The 18,791-nt window shown below is 46.4% G+C and carries 16 protein-coding genes and 2 pseudogenes; 16 read left to right on the forward strand and 2 right to left on the reverse strand.

Annotated elements, in window-relative coordinates; translation table 11 throughout:
- Window position 1 precedes the first annotated feature (1 nt).
- Entirely contained in the window at window positions 2–571 is a 570-nt protein-coding gene (locus V7728_RS06640) for a ComE operon protein 2 (protein WP_003152868.1), read from the forward strand.
- Window positions 572–2,923: a DNA internalization-related competence protein ComEC/Rec2 gene (locus V7728_RS06645; protein ID WP_076424994.1), complete on the forward strand. Its 2,352-nt coding sequence runs from the start codon at window positions 572–574 to the stop codon at window positions 2,921–2,923. It abuts the gene before it with no gap.
- Between the two features lie 18 nt (window positions 2,924–2,941).
- Here V7728_RS06645 and V7728_RS06650 read toward each other — a convergent pair whose 3' ends face one another.
- Complete coding sequence (locus tag V7728_RS06650) at window positions 2,942–3,076, reverse strand: YqzM family protein (RefSeq protein WP_003152870.1); 135 nt, start codon at window positions 3,074–3,076, stop codon at window positions 2,942–2,944.
- Between the two features lie 40 nt (window positions 3,077–3,116).
- On the opposite strand from V7728_RS06650, the pseudogene V7728_RS06655 reads away from it, so the two are divergent.
- Window positions 3,117–3,273 (forward strand): annotated as a pseudogene (locus V7728_RS06655) (hypothetical protein).
- A gap of 34 nt (window positions 3,274–3,307) precedes the next feature.
- Window positions 3,308–4,349, forward strand: a pseudogene (holA, locus tag V7728_RS06660) (DNA polymerase III subunit delta).
- A 16-nt stretch (window positions 4,350–4,365) separates the two neighbouring features.
- Here holA and rpsT read toward each other — a convergent pair.
- Window positions 4,366–4,632: a 30S ribosomal protein S20 gene (gene rpsT / locus V7728_RS06665; protein WP_003152876.1), complete on the reverse strand. Its 267-nt coding sequence runs from the start codon at window positions 4,630–4,632 to the stop codon at window positions 4,366–4,368.
- A gap of 202 nt (window positions 4,633–4,834) precedes the next feature.
- Between rpsT and gpr the strand changes: the two genes are divergently transcribed.
- The 12 genes from gpr to mtaB all read left to right on the forward strand — a co-directional run bounded on the left by gpr (window position 4,835) and on the right by mtaB (window position 18,754).
- Window positions 4,835–5,941 carry a GPR endopeptidase gene (gpr, locus tag V7728_RS06670; RefSeq protein ID WP_007408268.1) on the forward strand — a complete coding sequence of 369 codons (1,107 nt, stop codon included), beginning with the start codon at window positions 4,835–4,837 and terminating at the stop codon, window positions 5,939–5,941.
- Window positions 5,942–6,008: 67 nt separating this feature from the next.
- Window positions 6,009–7,202: a stage II sporulation protein P gene (spoIIP, locus tag V7728_RS06675; protein WP_007612673.1), complete on the forward strand. Its 1,194-nt coding sequence runs from the start codon at window positions 6,009–6,011 to the stop codon at window positions 7,200–7,202.
- A 16-nt stretch (window positions 7,203–7,218) separates the two neighbouring features.
- Window positions 7,219–7,557 carry a YqxA family protein gene (locus V7728_RS06680; RefSeq protein ID WP_007408270.1) on the forward strand — a complete coding sequence of 113 codons (339 nt, stop codon included), beginning with the start codon at window positions 7,219–7,221 and terminating at the stop codon, window positions 7,555–7,557.
- Window positions 7,558–7,689: 132 nt separating this feature from the next.
- A complete protein-coding gene (lepA, locus tag V7728_RS06685; protein WP_025285014.1) occupies window positions 7,690–9,525 on the forward strand; it encodes a translation elongation factor 4 in 1,836 nt (611 codons plus the stop codon).
- 59 nt (window positions 9,526–9,584) lie between these two features.
- Window positions 9,585–10,724 carry a radical SAM family heme chaperone HemW gene (hemW, locus tag V7728_RS06690; protein ID WP_099566908.1) on the forward strand — a complete coding sequence of 380 codons (1,140 nt, stop codon included), beginning with the start codon at window positions 9,585–9,587 and terminating at the stop codon, window positions 10,722–10,724.
- Between the two features lie 80 nt (window positions 10,725–10,804).
- The gene (gene hrcA, locus V7728_RS06695) at window positions 10,805–11,836 is read left to right on the forward strand and encodes a heat-inducible transcriptional repressor HrcA (RefSeq protein ID WP_003152889.1); all 1,032 of its coding nucleotides are present in this window, start codon (window positions 10,805–10,807) and stop codon (window positions 11,834–11,836) included.
- 59 nt (window positions 11,837–11,895) lie between these two features.
- A complete protein-coding gene (gene grpE, locus V7728_RS06700) occupies window positions 11,896–12,471 on the forward strand; it encodes a nucleotide exchange factor GrpE (protein WP_003152892.1) in 576 nt (191 codons plus the stop codon).
- A gap of 24 nt (window positions 12,472–12,495) precedes the next feature.
- Window positions 12,496–14,334: a molecular chaperone DnaK gene (gene dnaK, locus V7728_RS06705; RefSeq protein WP_007408273.1), complete on the forward strand. Its 1,839-nt coding sequence runs from the start codon at window positions 12,496–12,498 to the stop codon at window positions 14,332–14,334.
- A gap of 185 nt (window positions 14,335–14,519) precedes the next feature.
- Window positions 14,520–15,647: a molecular chaperone DnaJ gene (dnaJ, locus tag V7728_RS06710; RefSeq protein WP_059368099.1), complete on the forward strand. Its 1,128-nt coding sequence runs from the start codon at window positions 14,520–14,522 to the stop codon at window positions 15,645–15,647.
- A 23-nt stretch (window positions 15,648–15,670) separates the two neighbouring features.
- Window positions 15,671–16,606, forward strand: a complete 936-nt coding sequence (gene prmA / locus V7728_RS06715) for a 50S ribosomal protein L11 methyltransferase (RefSeq protein WP_012118021.1) — start codon at window positions 15,671–15,673, stop codon at window positions 16,604–16,606.
- Between the two features lie 22 nt (window positions 16,607–16,628).
- Window positions 16,629–17,399, forward strand: coding sequence for a 16S rRNA (uracil(1498)-N(3))-methyltransferase (locus tag V7728_RS06720; protein WP_007408275.1), 771 nt, complete (start codon window positions 16,629–16,631; stop codon window positions 17,397–17,399).
- Window positions 17,399–18,754, forward strand: coding sequence for a tRNA (N(6)-L-threonylcarbamoyladenosine(37)-C(2))-methylthiotransferase MtaB (mtaB, locus tag V7728_RS06725; RefSeq protein WP_007408276.1), 1,356 nt, complete (start codon window positions 17,399–17,401; stop codon window positions 18,752–18,754). Before V7728_RS06720 ends, mtaB begins: the two co-directional genes overlap by 1 nt.
- Window positions 18,755–18,791: the final 37 nt, after the last annotated feature.

An 18,791-nucleotide genomic window follows, 5' to 3' on the forward strand; every position in this document is an offset into this window, starting at 1 on the left:
TGTGGAACGAATCTCATGGAATCAATATTTTATGGCGCAAAGCCATTTGCTGGCGCTGAGAAGCACATGTCCGAGACTGTCAGTCGGGGCAACCGTAGTCAGAGATAAGCGGATGATTGCCGGCGGATACAACGGCTCAATCGCCGGCGGCGTCCATTGCGCTGATGAAGGATGCCTTTTAATAGATAATCATTGCCAGCGGACCATACATGCAGAGATGAATGCGATTCTGCAATGTTCTAAGTTCGGTGTTCCGACGGAGGGCGCCGAAATTTATGTGACGCATTATCCTTGTATTCAATGCTGCAAATCAATTATCCAGGCAGGCATCAAAACGGTTTATTATGCGGAAGATTACAAAACACAGCCTTATGCAAAAGAGCTGTTCAGCCAAGCCGGAGTCAAGGTGGAGCAGGTCGAACTTGATGAAATGATCATCGATCTGAAAAACCGCGAAAAATTGTCTTTTGTAGCAGGTCTGATTCAGCAATTATCTGATGCGGGGGTTAAGGCAGATGAACTGAAAAAAATTCATGAACAGGCCAATGAGCTGTTTACCAGTTACGTATAAATGAAATATAAATACCTTCTTCTGCCTCTGGCGGCGGTTTCTGCAACTGCGGGAATTGCCGCCGCTCATGTCTTCTGGGTTCTGCTCCTTTTTCTTCTGTATCTTCTCTTTATTATTGTAAAAACAAAGCAGTATGCTCCGGTTATCGTCTGCCTCGTTTCTTTTTGTCTTTATTTCTTTCTTTATACGGTTTGTGACGCTGCGAATGTAACGCGCTATCAGGCCGGCAGTTATACTGAACAGGCCGTCATCACTAATATTCCGAAGGTTGACGGAGCGAAAATGTCAGCTGTTATCCGTACACATGACAAGGAAAAATGGGCGGCTTCGTACAAAATCCGTTCTCTTGAGGAAAAAAGACTCATTGAACAGCTTGAACCGGGGATGCGCTGCACGTTTACAGGCTCTCTGGAACAGCCTGCACATGCGACGGTTCCCGGAGGTTTTGATTATAAGGAATATCTTTACTCTCAGCAGATTCACTGGTTATTTTCCGTGACTTCCATTGAGCAGTGTGAAAAATCCAAACAGCCGCTGTTTAAACTGCTGAACATCAGAAAAAATTTGATTTCGATCATTCGGAATCACGTGCCTGAATCTTCCGCCGGAATTGTTGAAGCGCTGACCTTAGGTGAAAGATTTTCTATAGAGGACGATATACTGAGTGCATATCAAAATTTGGGAGTCGTTCATTTAATGGCGATTTCCGGAATGCATGTCGGTCTTATTACGGCGGGATTATTTTATGCTCTGATCAGAATCGGGCTGACAAGAGAAAAGGCGGGAATTTTGCTGCTGCTGTTTTTGCCGGTGTATACGCTGCTGAGCGGTGCCGCCCCATCCGTATTGCGCGCATCCCTCATGCTGGGATTTTATATCGCCGGAACTCTTGTTAAACGCGGCATTCATTCCTCTGCTGCATTGTCCCTGTCTTATCTGCTGCTCCTGCTGTTTAATCCTTACTTCCTTTGGCAGGCGGGCTTCCAGCTTTCCTTTGCGGTAAGCGCCTCTTTAATTCTGTCATCCTCCATTTTAAAGAAAGCAGGGGAAAGCAGACTTGCCGGGCTTGCGATGGCTTCATTGATTGCAGAGCTCAGCTCACTTCCGTTTCTTCTCTATCATTTTCAGCAGATTTCACTTGTCAGTTTTCCGATGAATATGGTGATGGTGCCTTTTTATACGTTATTTGTCATTCCGGTTTCTGTCATCGGTTTCCTTCTTCTTTTACTCTCAAGGCAGATGGGAGAATGTTTGTTTGGTATGTTTGACCTTGTGATGAAGCCTGTGCATGATTTCATTACATATGCGGCATCCGTTGATTTATTTACTATGATTGTGTCAAAGCCTGACTTTCTTTCCCTTCTTCTGCTTGCGGTTTCCGTTTTTACGCTTTTTGCGGCTTTGGAAAAGGGAGGTTTTTTAAAACTCAGGAAGTCGGCTCTTTTTTTCTGCGCGGTTTTGGCTTATTTAATATGCCGTCCGTATTTCAGTCCATGGGGAGAAACGGATATGCTTGATATCGGGCAGGGAGACTCACTGTTTATAAGTGCGCCGTACCGCAAAGGGACCGTAATGGTTGATACAGGGGGAGTGATTGCTTATCCCGGAGAATCATGGAAAGAAAAACGTCACCCGTATTCTATCGGCGAGAAGGTTTTGATTCCATTTTTAAACGGAAAAGGGGTGAAAAAGCTGGATGCACTGATTTTAACCCATGCGGATCAAGATCACATCGGGGAAGCCGGAGTGTTAATCAAAAATCATAGAGTCAAACGGTTAATTGTCCCCGTAGGATTCGTAAAAGAACCGAAAGATCAGAACATATTAAATATGGCGAAAGAAAACAACATTCCCGTTGCCGAAGCAAAGCGGGGCGACACCATTACAGCCGGGGATCTTCAGTTTCAGGTGCTGTCTCCGGAGTCGTCTGACGGAAGGAGTAAAAATGATTCGTCACTGGTGCTTTGGACGGCTTTTGGCGGAGTGAGCTGGCTTTTAACGGGAGATTTAGAATCGGACGGCGAAACAGAAGTGCTGAAAACGTATCCGAATCTGAAGGCTGATATATTGAAGGCGGGTCATCACGGCAGCAAAAGCTCAACGAGTGAAGCCTTTTTGAAGCAGCTTCAGCCGGAAGCAGCGCTGATTTCAGCAGGAAAAGAGAATCGATACCATCATCCGCATGAAGAAGTGCTGGATCGTTTGAAGGCGTACTCTGTCAATGTGCTTCGCACCGATATCAGCGGAACGATTCAATACAGATTTAAAAAAGGCGCCGGAACGTTTTCCGTCTTCCCTCCATATGATATAGAAGAAACCAGGGCGCAAGAAGTAAAAAAGACTGCCGATTGACAGCAGCCCGGAATGCGGCTAAGAGCCGATAAGATGGATGGCTGTTGCCATCACGAACAAAAAGGCGAAAAATCCGAAGGACACGACAAAACCGACAGCTGAGTCAACAGCATCATTTCGTTTGCTTTGAACGTTTTTTTCAAAATCATTCAATTTCATCCCTCCTGACTTCCCTAAGTATACTGGAATTGTTTTGAAAAATCTAGAAGTGATGGTAACGTTTTCTGTTCTTGTGATTATCGCCTTTTTACAAGCAGACCCGGGAGCTTGTGAATCAGGCGTTTATTATAAATGAGGAAGCTGTCCTTAAAGCTTCCTCTTTACTAATTGCCGAACTCAATTTAGGATAGAAGGGGATCAAGAAAGAGAGGAAGTCATACGATCATGGTATTTGATGTTTGGAAAGCCCTGAAAAAAGGGGATGTCCGCTCCGTTTATTGTTTATACGGAAAAGAAACGTATCTGCTCCAAGAAACTGTCAGCCGGATCAGACAAGCTGTCGTTGATGAGGGGACAAAGGATTTTAACCTGTCTGTTTTTGATCTTGAAGAAGATCCGCTTGACCAGGCCGTAACCGATGCTGAAACGTTTCCGTTTATGGGAGAGAAGCGGCTGGTCATCGTAAAAAATCCGTCTTTTTTAACAGGGGAAAAAAAGAAAGAAAAAATAGAGCATAATACAGCCGCTCTGGAGACTTATCTGAAGGAGCCTGCGCCTTACACGGTCTTTGTGATTGTGGCTCCGTATGAGAAACTGGACGAACGGAAAAAGCTGACGAAAGCGCTGAAGCAAAAAGCCCTTATGATTGAAGCTAAGGAGCTGAATGCAAAGGAGACGACGGATTTTACGATTAATCTGGCGAAATCCGAAAATAAAATGATCGATACAGAAGCTGCCGAGCATTTGGTTCTGCTTGCAAACGGCCATCTGTCTTCCATATATCAGGAAATACAAAAACTCTCCGCCTACACCGGTGACAGACATGAGATCACACTTGAAGATGTCCGTGAGCTCGTCGCAAGAAGTTTGGAGCAGAATATTTTTGAGCTGATCAACAAAATCGTGAACCGAAAACGGACGGAAAGTCTTCAAATATTTTATGATCTTTTAAAACAAAACGAAGAACCGATCAAAATTATGGCGCTGATCGCCAACCAATTCCGTCTGATTATGCAGACGAAGTATTTTGCGGGACAAGGATACGGCCAAAAGCAAATCGCTTCCAACTTAAAGGTGCACCCCTTCCGGGTAAAGCTGGCGATGGATCAGGCGAGGCTTTTTTCTGAAGAAGAGCTACGGCGTATTATAGAAAGACTCGCAGTGATGGATTATGAAATGAAAACGGGGAAAAAGGACAAGCAGCTCTTGCTGGAGCTCTTTCTCCTTGAGCTTCTCCGGACTGAATGAAAAAAACGATCCCCGTTAAAGGGATCGTTTTTGTATTATGCAGAAAGTCCGTTCACTTGTTTCGCAAGTCTAGATTTGTATCGAGCTGCGGCATTTTTGTGTACAAGACCTGTTTTCACTGCTTTATCAATGCGTTTCGCTGCTTCAGAAAGAGCAGTTTTCGCTTTATCCGCTTCGTTGTTAGCAACAGAAGCTTCAACTTGTTTGATTGCAGTACGCATAGCAGATTTGATTGTCGCGTTATGAGCGCGGCGTTCGTTGTTTGTTTTTGTACGTTTAATCGCTGATTTAATGTTTGGCATGTGTTTCACCTCCTAAGATACAACCTGTAGCACAGTGTCTTAAGGTTAAATCTTCTTCACAATAGAACAAATTGTATTCTATCAAACAGAACTTTAGATTGCAATATAAATGTAAAGTATTTTTCGTTGATGGGTAAATTCGCATGATTCGTTTTGTAAATGGCCACACTATGTACCACGATGATTGAAGGAGGTCTTCCCTGTGAAAAACAACGAACTGGATGTCAATCAATTTCTGATACGGACGGATTTAGCGGTAGAAACGAAACAGGCGGTAAAAGACGGACAAGCCGGTCAGAAAAAAGAAATAAACGGGTTTATTGAAAAAGAACGCGACAAGGGCGGCATTAAAGTCAGAACCGTCGATATTACCAAAGAAGGCGCCGAGCTATCGGGGAAAAAGCAGGGACGCTATGTCACGATCGAGGCTCAAGGGGTTCGGGAACACGACTCTGACATGCAGGAAAAAGTAACGGAAGTGTTTGCCGAGGAATTTTCCGCCTATCTGTCGGCATTAAAGATTCCAAAGGATGCAAGCTGTTTGATCGTCGGTCTCGGCAACTGGAATGTGACGCCGGATGCGCTCGGCCCTCTCGTGACCGAAAACCTTCTTGTGACAAGGCATCTGTTCAGGCTTCAGCCGGAAAACGTACAGGAAGGGTACAGGCCGGTCAGCGCGCTTGCTCCCGGTGTGATGGGATTAACGGGAATTGAAACGAGCGATATTATTCAAGGTGTGATCAAAGAATCAAAGCCGGATTTTGTGATCGCGGTAGACGCTCTTGCGGCCAGAGCCGTTGAAAGGGTGAACACGACCATCCAATTTTCTGATACGGGCATTCACCCGGGATCTGGCGTCGGCAATAAGAGAAAAGAATTAAGCAAGGAAACGCTCGGCATTCCCGTCATCGCAATCGGGGTACCGACTGTCGTTGATGCGGTTACGATCGCAAGCGATACGGTGGATTATATATTAAAACATTTCGGAAGAGAGATGAAAGATGACAGCCCGTCAAGATCTCTGGTGCCCGCCGGAATGAACTTCGGCAAAAAGAAGGTGCTGACAGACGAAGACCTTCCCGGAGAAAAAGAACGCCAATCCTTTCTCGGTATTGTCGGCACGCTGGACGAAAACGAAAAACGCCAGCTGATTCACGAAGTGCTTTCTCCGCTCGGCCATAATCTGATGGTCACGCCGAAGGAGATTGACACCTTTATTGATGATATGGCGAACGTACTTGCAAACGGGTTAAACACCGCCCTTCATGAAAAAGTGTCACAAGATAACAAAGGTTCTTATAATCATTAAAATGGTTCTACCTCCTCTAGCTTGTTCATAGAGTAATTACTAGACAAGCGCTGGAGGGATTCAAATCATGAGAAAAAAACGCAGAAACCGTCAAATTGTCGTTGCAGTAAACGGTGGAAATGCGCTCAAGGGCATGTTTTTGTTTATGACAAGCCTTATCGTTATTTTCGTATTATCGGGTGTGCTCACATCGCTTCGCCCTGAACTGAGGCTTTCTTCGGATTCTCTTCACGGAATTGCCGGAGAACTTCCGGGTGACGCGTTTGCACACCTCCTCGGCATGGAAAATCATTATTTCGCCTCAGAGCTTCCTGAAAAAGACTCTTTTCAGCTGTCACGGCTTTCCTTAAAACTGGCGACAAGCATTAATATGGAAGACCCGCGGAGTTTCTTGGGACGTGAGCTGCCGGGATTTGCCCAATATGATACGGAGATCCTTCTGGCGGGGCAGGGGACGGATTATACGAATATGCCGGCTGAATCTCCGCCGCCGTCAAAGGTGATGGAAAAAGAAAAAGAAGTGAATCTGGCAGAAATCGAAAACAAAACGAAAAAAGAAGAAACGGCGCCGCCGAAACATTCAACAGGCAGCAAAAAAGTCGTTTTTATTTACCACACTCATAATACCGAATCCTATCTTCCTCTGTTAAAGGGGGAAACAAATCCGGATAACGCCCGCCATTCGAAGGCCAATGTCACGCTTGTCGGAGATATGTTCGGAAAAGCGCTTGAAGCGCAAGGTGTAGGAGCGACCGTAGATAAAACCGACATTCAGGCCCGCCTGAACAAAGACGGTTTAAATTATGCGCGAAGCTACGACGAATCAAGGCCGGTCGTAAAAAGCGCGCTCGCCAAAAATAAAAACCTGCAATATACCATAGACATTCACCGGGATTCCCGCCGCAAGAAAAATACGACAGCCGACATCAAAGGAAAAAGCTATGCCAGAGTCGCCATCGTCGTCGGCAAAAAAAGCGCTAATTTTGAAGAAAACTATAAACTCGCAAGTGAACTTCATAAGCTGATGGAGAAAAAATACCCCGGCTTAAGCGTCGGTGTTTTATCAAAAGGCTCTCCGGGAGATAATGGAGTATACAACCAAGATTTAAACGACCGGTCGCTTCTGCTGGAATTCGGGGGCGTGGATAACAATCTTGAAGAACTGAGGCGCGCATCAGATGCCGTGGCCGATGTGTTCAGCGAACTGTACTGGGATGCAGAAAAGGTCAGCTCGCAATCAGGAGAGAAGAAAAAACAATAGAAATCAGGTGATTCGAATGATCCGTTTTACCGGCAAATGCCTGCTGATCGCCATTGTCATGTTTTTCGGCGTATTGTTCGGCATGCAGCAGGCAAACAGCGGAATGCTTGATATGAAAGGATACAAAGACCCTTCCTTAAAAGGAGCATTCACGCTCGGCGGCGGAGAAGGACAGGAAAAAGAAGCTTCCATTTTGGGGCAAACCGTTACGGCGAAAGATCTGGAAGAAAAACAAAAACAGCTGGAACAGGCGGAAACCTTCAACCTGTTTTCAAAAGCCGGGGAAACCCTTTCAAATACCGTGACGGACTCGGCGCAGGCGATGTATGAGTGGGTTTCAAAACTGAACCGTTAGCATTGATGAAGAGAAAAGCGGATGATTCCTTAAAGGAAGCTTTTCTCTTTCTTGTTTTAATTGAATGTTTACAATCCTATTGATATAATCTAAGCTAGTGTATTTTGCGTTTAATAGTAGGAGTGATAGATTGTGACAGATAAAGAAAAGCGTTTAGAGAGGCAGTCAAGAATCCGGAATTTCTCCATCATCGCCCACATAGACCACGGCAAATCGACCTTGGCGGATCGGATTTTAGAAAAAACATCGGCGATCACCCAGCGGGAAATGAAAGAACAATTGCTTGATTCAATGGACCTTGAACGCGAACGGGGAATTACCATCAAATTAAATTCCGTTCAGCTGAAATACAAAGCAAAAGACGGAGAAGAATATATATTTCATCTCATCGACACGCCCGGACACGTCGACTTTACATATGAAGTATCGCGAAGCCTGGCTGCCTGTGAAGGCGCGATTCTCGTTGTTGATGCGGCTCAGGGAATAGAAGCGCAGACATTGGCGAACGTCTATCTGGCGCTTGATAATGATCTTGAGATTCTTCCTGTCATTAATAAAATCGATCTTCCGAGCGCAGAGCCAGAACGTGTGCGTCAAGAGGTTGAGGACGTTATCGGCCTTGACGCTTCAGACGCCGTCCTCGCTTCAGCGAAAGCGGGCATCGGCATCGAAGACATTTTAGAACAGATCGTAGAAAAAGTGCCGGCCCCCGCGGGAGATCCGGAAGCTCCGCTGAAAGCGCTCATCTTTGACTCGCTTTATGACGCGTACCGCGGAGTCGTCGCGTATATCAGAGTCGTAGAAGGAACGGTCAAACCGGGCCAGAAAATTAAAATGATGGCAACCGGAAAAGAGTTTGAAGTCATCGAAGTCGGCGTCTTCACGCCGAAAGCCCAGCCGGCAGACGAATTGACAGTCGGTGACGTAGGCTATTTGACAGCCGCAATCAAAAACGTCGGCGACACCCGTGTCGGTGATACGATCACGAGCGCGGTTAAGCCTGCGGCAGAAGCGCTTCCGGGCTACCGCAAACTCAATCCGATGGTATACTGCGGACTTTATCCGATTGACACAGCCAAATATAATGATTTGCGCGAGGCTCTGGAAAAACTTGAATTGAACGATTCATCTCTTCAATACGAGGCGGAGACGTCACAAGCCCTCGGCTTCGGCTTCCGCTGCGGTTTTTTAGGAATGCTTCACATGGAAATCATTCAAGAGCGGATTGAACGGGAATTTAAAATTGACCTTATCACGACCGCGCCGAGCGTTATTTATGACGTTTATATGACGGATGGCGAAAAGATCATCGTGGATAACCCGTCAAACATGCCTGACCCGCAAAAAATAGAGCGGGTGGAAGAACCTTATGTCAAAGCGACAATGATGGTTCCGAACGATTATGTCGGTGCGGTGATGGAGCTTTGCCAAGGAAAACGCGGCAATTTTATCGACATGCAATATTTAGACGCAAATCGTGTCAGCATTGTCTATGACATGCCATTAGCGGAAATCGTCTATGAGTTTTTTGATCAGCTGAAATCAAGCACAAAAGGCTACGCGTCCTTTGATTACGAACTGATCGGCTACAAACCGTCTAAACTTGTCAAGATGGACATTATGCTGAACGGAGAAAAAATCGACGCCCTTTCATTTATCGTGCATCGCGATTACGCGTACGAACGCGGAAAAGTAATTGTGGAAAAACTGAAAGAGCTTATTCCGCGCCAGCACTTTGAAGTACCGATTCAAGCGGCGATCGGACAGAAAATCGTGGCCCGCTCAACCATTAAGGCCATGCGGAAAAACGTCCTTGCAAAATGTTACGGAGGAGACATCTCGCGGAAACGGAAGCTTCTTGAAAAACAAAAAGAAGGAAAACGCCGGATGAAGCAGGTCGGCTCAGTAGAAGTGCCGCAGGAAGCGTTTATGGCCGTTCTTAAAATGGATGACAGCCCGAAAAAATAACGGAAGCCGCCGCAGTCCCGCGCTGCGGCTTCTTTCTGTAAAGAAGAAGGTGTTTCAAAATGAAATCAGCTTATATTCATATTCCGTTTTGTGAGCATATCTGCCACTATTGCGATTTCAATAAATATTTTATTCAGAGCCAGCCTGTCGATGAGTACTTAAACTCACTCGAAAAGGAAATGATAAATACAATAGAACGGACGGGACGCCCTGATCTCCGCACGATTTTTATCGGGGGAGGCACGCCGACATCGCTCTCACCCGTCCAGCTGGAAAAATTGATGGATTCCATTCACCGCGTGCTGAAGCCTTCTGACGGACTCATAGAATTTGCCGCGGAAGCGAATCCGGATGATTTGTCTCCGGAAAAATTAAAAATCCTGAAAAATGCCGGTGTCAACCGGCTGAGCTTCGGTGTTCAAACCTTTGAAGATGAGCTTTTACAAAAAATCGGAAGAGTGCATAAACAAAAGGACGTATTCACTTCCTTTGAACGTGCGAGGGCTCTCGGCTTCGACAACATCAGTCTCGATTTAATGTTCGGCCTGCCGGGTCAGACGCTGGCCGATCTTGACAATTCCGTCAAAACGGCTTTGTCTCTTGAGGCGGAGCACTATTCCGTTTACTCGCTGATCGTAGAGCCGAAAACGGTGTTTTATAATTTAATGCAAAAAGGCCGCCTGCATCTCCCCGCGCAAGAACAAGAGGCCGAGATGTATGAAACAGTCATGAGGCAGATGAGTGAAGCGGGCATCCGTCAATACGAGATCAGTAACTTTGCAAAGCCCGGATACGAGTCGCAGCATAATCTGACGTATTGGAGCAATGAAGAGTATTTCGGTTTTGGCGCAGGCGCTCACGGATATATCAGCGGCACGCGCACCGTCAACGCCGGGCCTGTGAAACATTACATGCAGCTCATCGAAGAAAAGGGGCTGCCTTACCGTGACACGCACGAGGTGACACGTGAGGAGCAGATTGAAGAAGAAATGTTCCTCGGTCTCAGAAAAATGTCCGGCGTACAAAAGCAAGCTTTTCTCGATAAATTCGGACGCTCGGTCGACGAACTGTTTCCCGATGTTCTCAAAGATTTAACCGAAAAAGGCCTGATCTGTGACACGGAAGAATCGGTTGCATTAACGCATGAGGGCAAATTATTAGGAAATGAGGTTTTTGGCGCTTTTTTGGGTGAGTTATAATTGACATTTTTCTTTTGGTTTGTTACTTTTGATATAGAATTAGCACTCGCTGACCTTGAGTGCTAACAGGGGTGATGATGATGTTAACAAATCGTCAGCTGTTGATCCTGCAAGTGATTATTAATGATTTTATACAATCAGCGCAGCCTGTAGGATCAAGAACTCTTTCAAAAAAAGACGAGATTACATTCAGCTCTGCAACGATCAGAAACGAGATGGCTGACTTGGAGGAATTGGGCTTTATTGAAAAAACCCATTCATCCTCAGGACGGATTCCGTCGGAAAAAGGGTACAGGTATTATGTCGATCATTTGCTGTCACCCGTCAAGCTGACAAAAACCGATCTGGATTTAATTCACTCGATATTTAAAGAAAAAATCTTCGAGCTGGAAAAAACAGTCCAAAAATCAGCGCAAATCCTGTCCGACCTGACAAACTACACATCGATTGTCCTCGGGCCGACGCTGAGCGAGAACTATCTTAAACAGATTCAAATCGTACCGATCCAGCCGGATAAGGCGGTCGCCATCCTCGTCACGAACACGGGGCATGTCGAAAACCGCACCATCAATTTCCCGGCTAAAGTGGATTTGGCCGATATTGAAAAACTGGTCAATATACTAAACGATCGATTGGCGGGCGTGCCGATGGACGAACTGAATGAGCGCATTTTCAAAGAGGTTGTCACATATTTAAGGCAGCATATCGCCAACTATGACAGCATACTTGAATCGCTCCGCTCCACATTCCATCCGGCGGCCCACGTTGAGAAATTGTTTTTCGGCGGAAAGATCAACATGCTGAATCAGCCGGAGTTCCATGATATTGAAAGGGTCCGCTCGCTCTTATCTTTAATTGAAAAAGAGCAGGATGTTCTGAAGCTGTTTCAGTCATCAAAAGCCGGGATTTCAATCAAAATCGGGAAAGAAAACGACTACGAAGAAATGGAAAACTGCAGCTTAATCACGGCCACCTATACAGTTGATACGAAGCAGATCGGATCAATCGCCATTATCGGGCCGACGCGTATGAATTATTCAAGAGTCGTCAGCCTGCTGCAGCACGTGACTTCGGACTTGTCAAAAGCATTCACAAGTTTGTATGATGAATAAGGGAATTTTGGCAATCATTTTCAGTCATCTTTTTACAGCATTTGAGGGAGGTGAACACAATGTCAGAAGAAAAACAAACCGCAGAACAGGTTGAAGCAGCAGAACAAGAAGAAGTGACAGAACAGGCAGAACAAGCCGCTTCACAAGAGCAGCATGAAGAAACGGCAGGTCAGGAAGAAGCCCTTCAGCACCAAATTGATGAATTGCAGGGTTTGCTTGATGAAAAAGAAAACAAGCTTTTGCGTGTTCAAGCAGACTTTGAAAACTATAAACGACGCAGCCGCCTTGAAATGGAAGCTGCTCAGAAATACCGTTCTCAAAACGTCGTAACGGAAATCCTTCCGGCGCTCGACAACTTTGAACGGGCGTTACAGGTAGAAGCTGAAAGCGAGCAGACAAAAAGCTTGCTGCAAGGTATGGAAATGGTCCGCCGCCAGCTGATGGACGCACTTGAAAAAGAAGGCGTTGAAGCCATCGAAGCTGTCGGTCAGGAATTTGATCCGAACCTTCACCAAGCCGTCATGCAGGTGGAAGATGAAAACTTCGGCAGCAATATTGTTATCGAAGAACTGCAAAAAGGCTACAAACTGAAGGATCGCGTCATTCGTCCTTCAATGGTAAAAGTGAATCAATAACTACATAGCAGGAGGTAATTCAAAGTGAGTAAAGTAATCGGAATTGACTTGGGTACGACAAACTCATGTGTGGCAGTGCTTGAAGGCGGAGAGCCTACAGTCATCGCCAACGCTGAAGGAAACCGTACGACTCCGTCAGTCGTTGCATTTAAAAACGGCGAGCGCCAAGTAGGGGAAGTGGCAAAACGCCAATCCATCACAAACCCTAACACAATCATGTCTGTCAAACGCCATATGGGTACTGACTATAAAGTGGAAATCGAAGGAAAAGACTACACGCCTCAAGAGGTGTCAGCTATTATCCTTCAGCATCTGAAAGCATATGCTGAAAGCTACCTCGGCGAAACAGTTTCAAAAGCCGTTATCACGGTTCCTGCATACTTCAACGATGCAGAGCGCCAAGCGACAAAAGATGCCGGTAAAATCGCCGGTCTTGAAGTAGAGCGTATTATCAACGAGCCGACTGCAGCAGCGCTTGCATACGGACTTGATAAAACGGACGAAGACCAAACAATTCTTGTTTACGACCTTGGCGGCGGTACGTTTGACGTATCTGTTCTTGAACTTGGCGACGGCGTGTTTGAAGTCCGTTCAACTGCCGGTGACAACCGTCTTGGCGGAGACGACTTTGACCAAGTCATCATCGATCACCTCGTAGCAGAATTCAAAAAAGAAAACGGCATTGATCTTTCAAAAGACAAAATGGCGCTTCAGCGTTTGAAAGATGCGGCTGAGAAAGCGAAAAAAGATCTTTCCGGCGTTTCATCTACACAAATTTCTTTACCATTTATCACAGCGGGAGAAGCAGGTCCTCTTCACCTTGAGCTGACACTGACCCGCGCTAAATTCGAAGAGCTTTCCGCTCACCTTGTTGAGCGCACAATGGCTCCTGTCCGTCAGGCTCTTCAAGATGCGGATCTTTCTGCGAGCGAAATCGACAAAGTTATCCTTGTCGGCGGATCAACACGTATTCCAGCCGTACAGGAAGCAATCAAAAAAGAAACGGGTAAAGAAGCGCATAAAGGCGTAAACCCTGATGAAGTTGTAGCGCTGGGTGCAGCGATTCAAGGCGGCGTCATCACGGGAGACGTAAAAGACGTTGTTCTTCTTGACGTTACACCGCTTTCTCTCGGTATTGAAACAATGGGCGGCGTGTTCACAAAACTGATCGATCGCAACACGACAATTCCGACGAGCAAGTCTCAAGTATTCTCAACTGCAGCTGACAACCAAACGGCTGTTGACATTCACGTGCTTCAAGGTGAGCGCCCGATGTCTGCCGACAACAAAACGCTCGGCCGCTTCCAGCTTACTGATATCCCGCCTGCACCGCGCGGCGTACCGCAAATCGAAGTTTCTTTCGATATTGACAAAAACGGTATCGTAAACGTAAGAGCGAAAGACTTAGGCACAGGAAAAGAACAAAACATTACAATCAAATCTTCTTCAGGTCTTTCTGATGATGAGATCGAACGCATGGTAAAAGAAGCGGAAGAAAACGCTGACGCTGATGCGAAGAGAAAAGAAGAAATCGAAGTCCGCAACGAAGCTGACCAGCTTGTGTTCCAAACGGAAAAAACATTAAAAGATCTGGAAGGCAAAGTGGACGAAGAGCAAGTGAAAAAAGCAAACGACGCGAAAGACGCGCTGAAAGCCGCTATCGAGAAAAACGAAATTGAAGACATCAAAGCGAAAAAAGATGAGCTTCAAACAATCGTTCAAGAGCTTTCTATGAAGCTTTACGAAGAAGCGGCGAAAGCGCAGCAGGCTGAAGGCGGAGCAAACGCTGAAGGCAAAAAAGCGGATGACAACGTTGTCGATGCGGAGTACGAAGAAGTAAAAGACGACGAAACGAAAAAATAAGTTCTTTCCCGCTTGGCTATAGGCGGAAGAACACACAGCATATTCTGATTCAACAGACAGAAAGTCAAAGTCAGGCATCTCTTGGCTTTGACTTTTTTTCTTGCCCGGGATAAAAGGAATTGAAAAAACATAATTCAAAATGATACAATCTAATTTATGTGAGAAATTCGGGAGAGTGAAGCGAGATGAGTAAGCGTGATTACTATGAAGTGCTTGGGGTAAGTAAGAGCGCTTCAAAGGATGAAATCAAAAAAGCCTATCGGAAGCTTTCAAAAAAATATCATCCTGATATCAATAAAGAATCCGGAGCAGATGAAAAATTCAAAGAGGTAAAAGAAGCGTACGAAGCGCTCTCAGACGACCAAAAACGCGCTCAATATGACCAATTCGGCCATACAGACCCTAACCAGGGATTCGGCGGCGGTTTCGGAGGCGGCGGAGACTTCGGCGGCTTCGGTTTCGATGACATCTTCTCAAGCATCTTCGGAGGCGGCACGAGACGCCGTGACCCGAATGCGCCGCGGCAAGGCGCGGATCTGCAGTATACAATGACCCTGTCATTTGAAGACGCGGCTTTCGGAAAAGAAACGATCATTGAAATTCCGCGCGAAGAGAATTGCGAAACATGTAAAGGGTCTGGCGCGAAGCCGGGAACAAAGCCGGATACGTGCTCGCACTGCGGAGGTTCTGGCCAGCTGAACGTCGAACAGAACACGCCGTTTGGCAAAGTGGTTAACCGAAGAGTCTGCCACCACTGTGAAGGAACAGGAAAAATCATCAAAAACAAGTGTTCTGACTGCGGCGGCACGGGCAAAGTGAAAAAACGGAAAAAAATCAATGTCACGATTCCTGCCGGTGTGGATGACGGACAGCAGCTGCGCGTTCCGGGCCAAGGTGAACCGGGCGTAAACGGAGGGCCTTCGGGAGATCTGTTTGTCGTATTCCATGTGCGCGCCCACGAGTTCTTTGAGCGCGACGGAGACGATATTTATTGCGAAATGCCGTTAACGTTTGCCCAAGCGGCACTCGGAGACGAAGTGGAAGTGCCGACGCTTCACGGAAAAGTGAAATTGAAAATACCTGCCGGCACACAAACAGGCACGAAATTCAGATTAAGAGGCAAAGGCGTTCAGAACGTCCGGGGCTACGGACAAGGCGACCAGCACATTGTCGTCCGCGTCGTCACACCGACGAATCTGACAGACAAACAAAAAGACATCATCCGCGAGTTCGCTGAAGTCAGCGGAAATCTGCCGGATGAACAAGAAATGAGTTTCTTTGACAAAGTAAAACGCGCATTTAAAGGCGAGTAATGATTGGATAGGAGTTGGTAGTTTTGAAATGGTCCGAAATCAGCATTCACACAACACATGAAGCGGTTGAACCCATCTCAAATATTTTGCATGAAGCTGGTGCGAGCGGGGTTGTCATCGAAGATCCGCTTGATTTAATGAAAGAGCGTGAGAATGTTTACGGGGAAATCTACCAGCTCGACCCCAATGATTACCCCGATGAGGGTGTCATTGTCAAAGCGTATCTGCCGATCAACAGTTTCCTCGGCGAAACGGTAGACGGCATAAAAGAGACGATTAATAATCTGCTTTTGTATGACATTGATTTGGGCAGAAACACAATCACCATTTCTGAAGTTAATGAAGAAGAATGGGCGACAGCTTGGAAAAAGTATTATCATCCTGTGAAAATTTCTGAAAAGTTCACGATCGTTCCCACATGGGAAACGTACACACCTGTTCATACAGATGAACTGATTATCGAAATGGATCCGGGTATGGCATTCGGTACGGGAACGCATCCGACAACCGTTCTGTGCATTCAGGCGCTTGAGCGTATCGTTCAAAAAGGCGACCGTGTCATTGATGTCGGCACCGGTTCAGGAATTTTAAGCATCGCGGCCGCCATGCTTGAGGCCGAATCGGTTCATGCGTATGACCTTGATCCGGTCGCTGTTGAAAGCGCGCGTCTGAATGTGAAATTGAACAAAGTGAGTGATACGGCCGAAGTGAAGCAGAACAATTTGTTAGACGGCATCACGGGCGAACATGATGTCATTGTCGCAAATATTTTGGCGGAAGTGATTCTCCGCTTTACATCACAGGCGTACGACCTGCTCAAAGACGGAGGCCATTTTATTACTTCAGGCATTATCGGCCAGAAAAAACAGGAAGTAAAAGAAGCGTTGGAAAAAGCCGGCTTTACCATCATAGAAATTCTGTCTATGGAAGATTGGGTCAGCATCATCGCGAAAAAATAACAGTTAGTAGGTGTCACAGCGTATGCAACGATATTTTATCGAGCTCACGAAGCAGGAGATGGACGAAACTCCTGATTTTCAAATCACGGGGGAAGACGTCCACCATATAGCGAACGTCATGAGAATGAGTGCGGGAGACCGGATTATCTGCTGTTCGAAAGACGGCCATGAAGCTTTATGCCTGCTTAAAGAGGTTTCTAAAGATCATATATCATGCAGCATTGCTGAATGGACGGGTGAAAACCGTGAACTGCCTTTGAAGATCAGGATCGCCAGCGGCCTCCCGAAAGGCGATAAGCTTGAATGGATTATCCAAAAAGGGACCGAGCTGGGGGCAAGTATGTTCATCCCTTTTCAGGGCGCCAGATCCGTCGTTAAGCTAGACGACAAAAAGGCAAAGAAAAAGCGGGAGAGATGGGCGAAAATCGCGAAGGAAGCGGCGGAGCAATCGTACCGCAATGAAATTCCCGAAGTGAAAACCGTTCATACGTTCCGGCAGCTGCTTGAAATGGCGGAGAATGTCGATAAATGTGTCGTTGCATACGAGGAGTCATCAAAGCAGGGAGAAACGGGCGCTTTCGCTGCGGAGCTCAAAAGCCTTCCGCAAGGTTCGTCTCTTTTAATCGTATTCGGCCCTGAAGGCGGTCTGACTGAGTCTGAAGTTCATCAGCTTTCAGAAAAAGGCGCCGTCTTATGCGGCCTCGGACCGAGAATTTTACGGACTGAAACTGCGCCTCTTTACGCGTTAAGCGCAGTTTCCTATCATACAGAGTTATTAAGAGGTGATCAGTAATGGCAACTGTTGCTTTTCATACCCTTGGCTGCAAGGTCAACCATTATGAAACAGAAGCAATCTGGCAGCTGTTTAAAGATGCGGGTTATGAACGAAAAGAATTCGAACAGACAGCAGATGTATATGTCATTAATACATGTACGGTAACAAACACGGGAGATAAAAAAAGCCGTCAAGTCATCAGACGGGCGATCCGCCAAAATCCTGACGGCGTCATCTGCGTAACAGGGTGCTATGCGCAAACCTCTCCGGCGGAAATTATGGCCATCCCGGGTGTTGACATCGTCGTCGGCACGCAGGATCGTGAAAAAATGCTCGGTTACATTGAGCAGTACAGGGAAGAGCGTCAGCCGATCAACGGCGTCGGCAATATTATGAAAGCACGCGTGTTTGAAGAGCTGGATGTTCCCGCTTTTACTGACCGCACAAGAGCGTCGTTAAAAATCCAAGAGGGCTGCAACAACTTCTGTACGTTCTGCATTATCCCTTGGGCGCGCGGCCTGCTTCGTTCCCGCGATCCGGAAGAAGTCATTAAACAGGCGCAGCAGCTGGTGGATGCCGGCTATAAAGAAATCGTCCTGACGGGGATTCATACGGGCGGCTACGGCGAAGATATGAAAGATTATAATTTCGCCAAGCTTCTCCGCGAGCTTGATACACGTGTAGAAGGACTGAAGCGGATCAGAATTTCATCTATTGAAGCAAGCCAAATCACTGATGAAGTGATTGAAGTGCTGGATGCGTCTGATAAAATCGTCCGTCACCTTCATATCCCGATTCAGTCAGGATCAAACACCGTTCTGAAACGGATGAGACGCAAATATACGATGGAATTTTTCGCAGACCGTTTAAATAAGCTGAAAGAAGCGCTGCCGGGTCTTGCCGTCACATCTGATGTCATCGTCGGTTTCCCGGGAGAAACGGAAGAAGAATTTATGGAAACATACCGGTTCATTAAAGAACATAAGTTTTCAGAGCTTCACGTATTCCCTTACAGCAAACGCACCGGAACACCTGCGGCCAGAATGGAAGACCAGGTTGACGAGAACGTGAAAAACGAACGGGTGCATAAGCTGATCGCGCTGTCTGACCAGCTTGCAAAAGAATACGCCTCCGATTATGAAGGAGAGGTTCTGGAAATCATTCCGGAAGAGGCGTTTAAAGAGTCTGATGAGGAGGGCATGTTCGTCGGCTATACGGACAATTACATGAAAGTCGTCTTCAAAGGCACGGAAGATGTAATCGGCAAACTTGTCAAAGTCAAAATTCAAAAAGCGGGCTATCCGTATAACGAAGGACAATTCGTCCGCGTCGTTGAGGATGAAATGACCCGAAACATGCGCATGTCTTCATAACTGATAAAAAAACCGGTGCCTTCCCGCATCGGTTTTT

Origin of the sequence: Bacillus sp. JHAA, assembly GCF_036961585.1 — a bacterium.
Taxonomy (GTDB): Bacteria; Bacillota; Bacilli; order Bacillales; family Bacillaceae; genus Bacillus; species Bacillus velezensis.

Coding starts and splice junctions, on each gene's coding strand:
- V7728_RS06645 (WP_076424994.1), top strand. CDS start 572: ATGAAATATAAATACCTTCTTCTGCCTCTGGCGGCGGTTTCTGCAACT.
- rpsT (WP_003152876.1), bottom strand. CDS start 4,632: ATGCCAAACATTAAATCAGCGATTAAACGTACAAAAACAAACAACGAA.
- spoIIP (WP_007612673.1), top strand. CDS start 6,009: ATGAGAAAAAAACGCAGAAACCGTCAAATTGTCGTTGCAGTAAACGGT.
- V7728_RS06680 (WP_007408270.1), top strand. CDS start 7,219: ATGATCCGTTTTACCGGCAAATGCCTGCTGATCGCCATTGTCATGTTT.
- hemW (WP_099566908.1), top strand. CDS start 9,585: ATGAAATCAGCTTATATTCATATTCCGTTTTGTGAGCATATCTGCCAC.
- hrcA (WP_003152889.1), top strand. CDS start 10,805: ATGTTAACAAATCGTCAGCTGTTGATCCTGCAAGTGATTATTAATGAT.
- grpE (WP_003152892.1), top strand. CDS start 11,896: ATGTCAGAAGAAAAACAAACCGCAGAACAGGTTGAAGCAGCAGAACAA.
- dnaJ (WP_059368099.1), top strand. CDS start 14,520: ATGAGTAAGCGTGATTACTATGAAGTGCTTGGGGTAAGTAAGAGCGCT.
- V7728_RS06720 (WP_007408275.1), top strand. CDS start 16,629: ATGCAACGATATTTTATCGAGCTCACGAAGCAGGAGATGGACGAAACT.
- mtaB (WP_007408276.1), top strand. CDS start 17,399: ATGGCAACTGTTGCTTTTCATACCCTTGGCTGCAAGGTCAACCATTAT.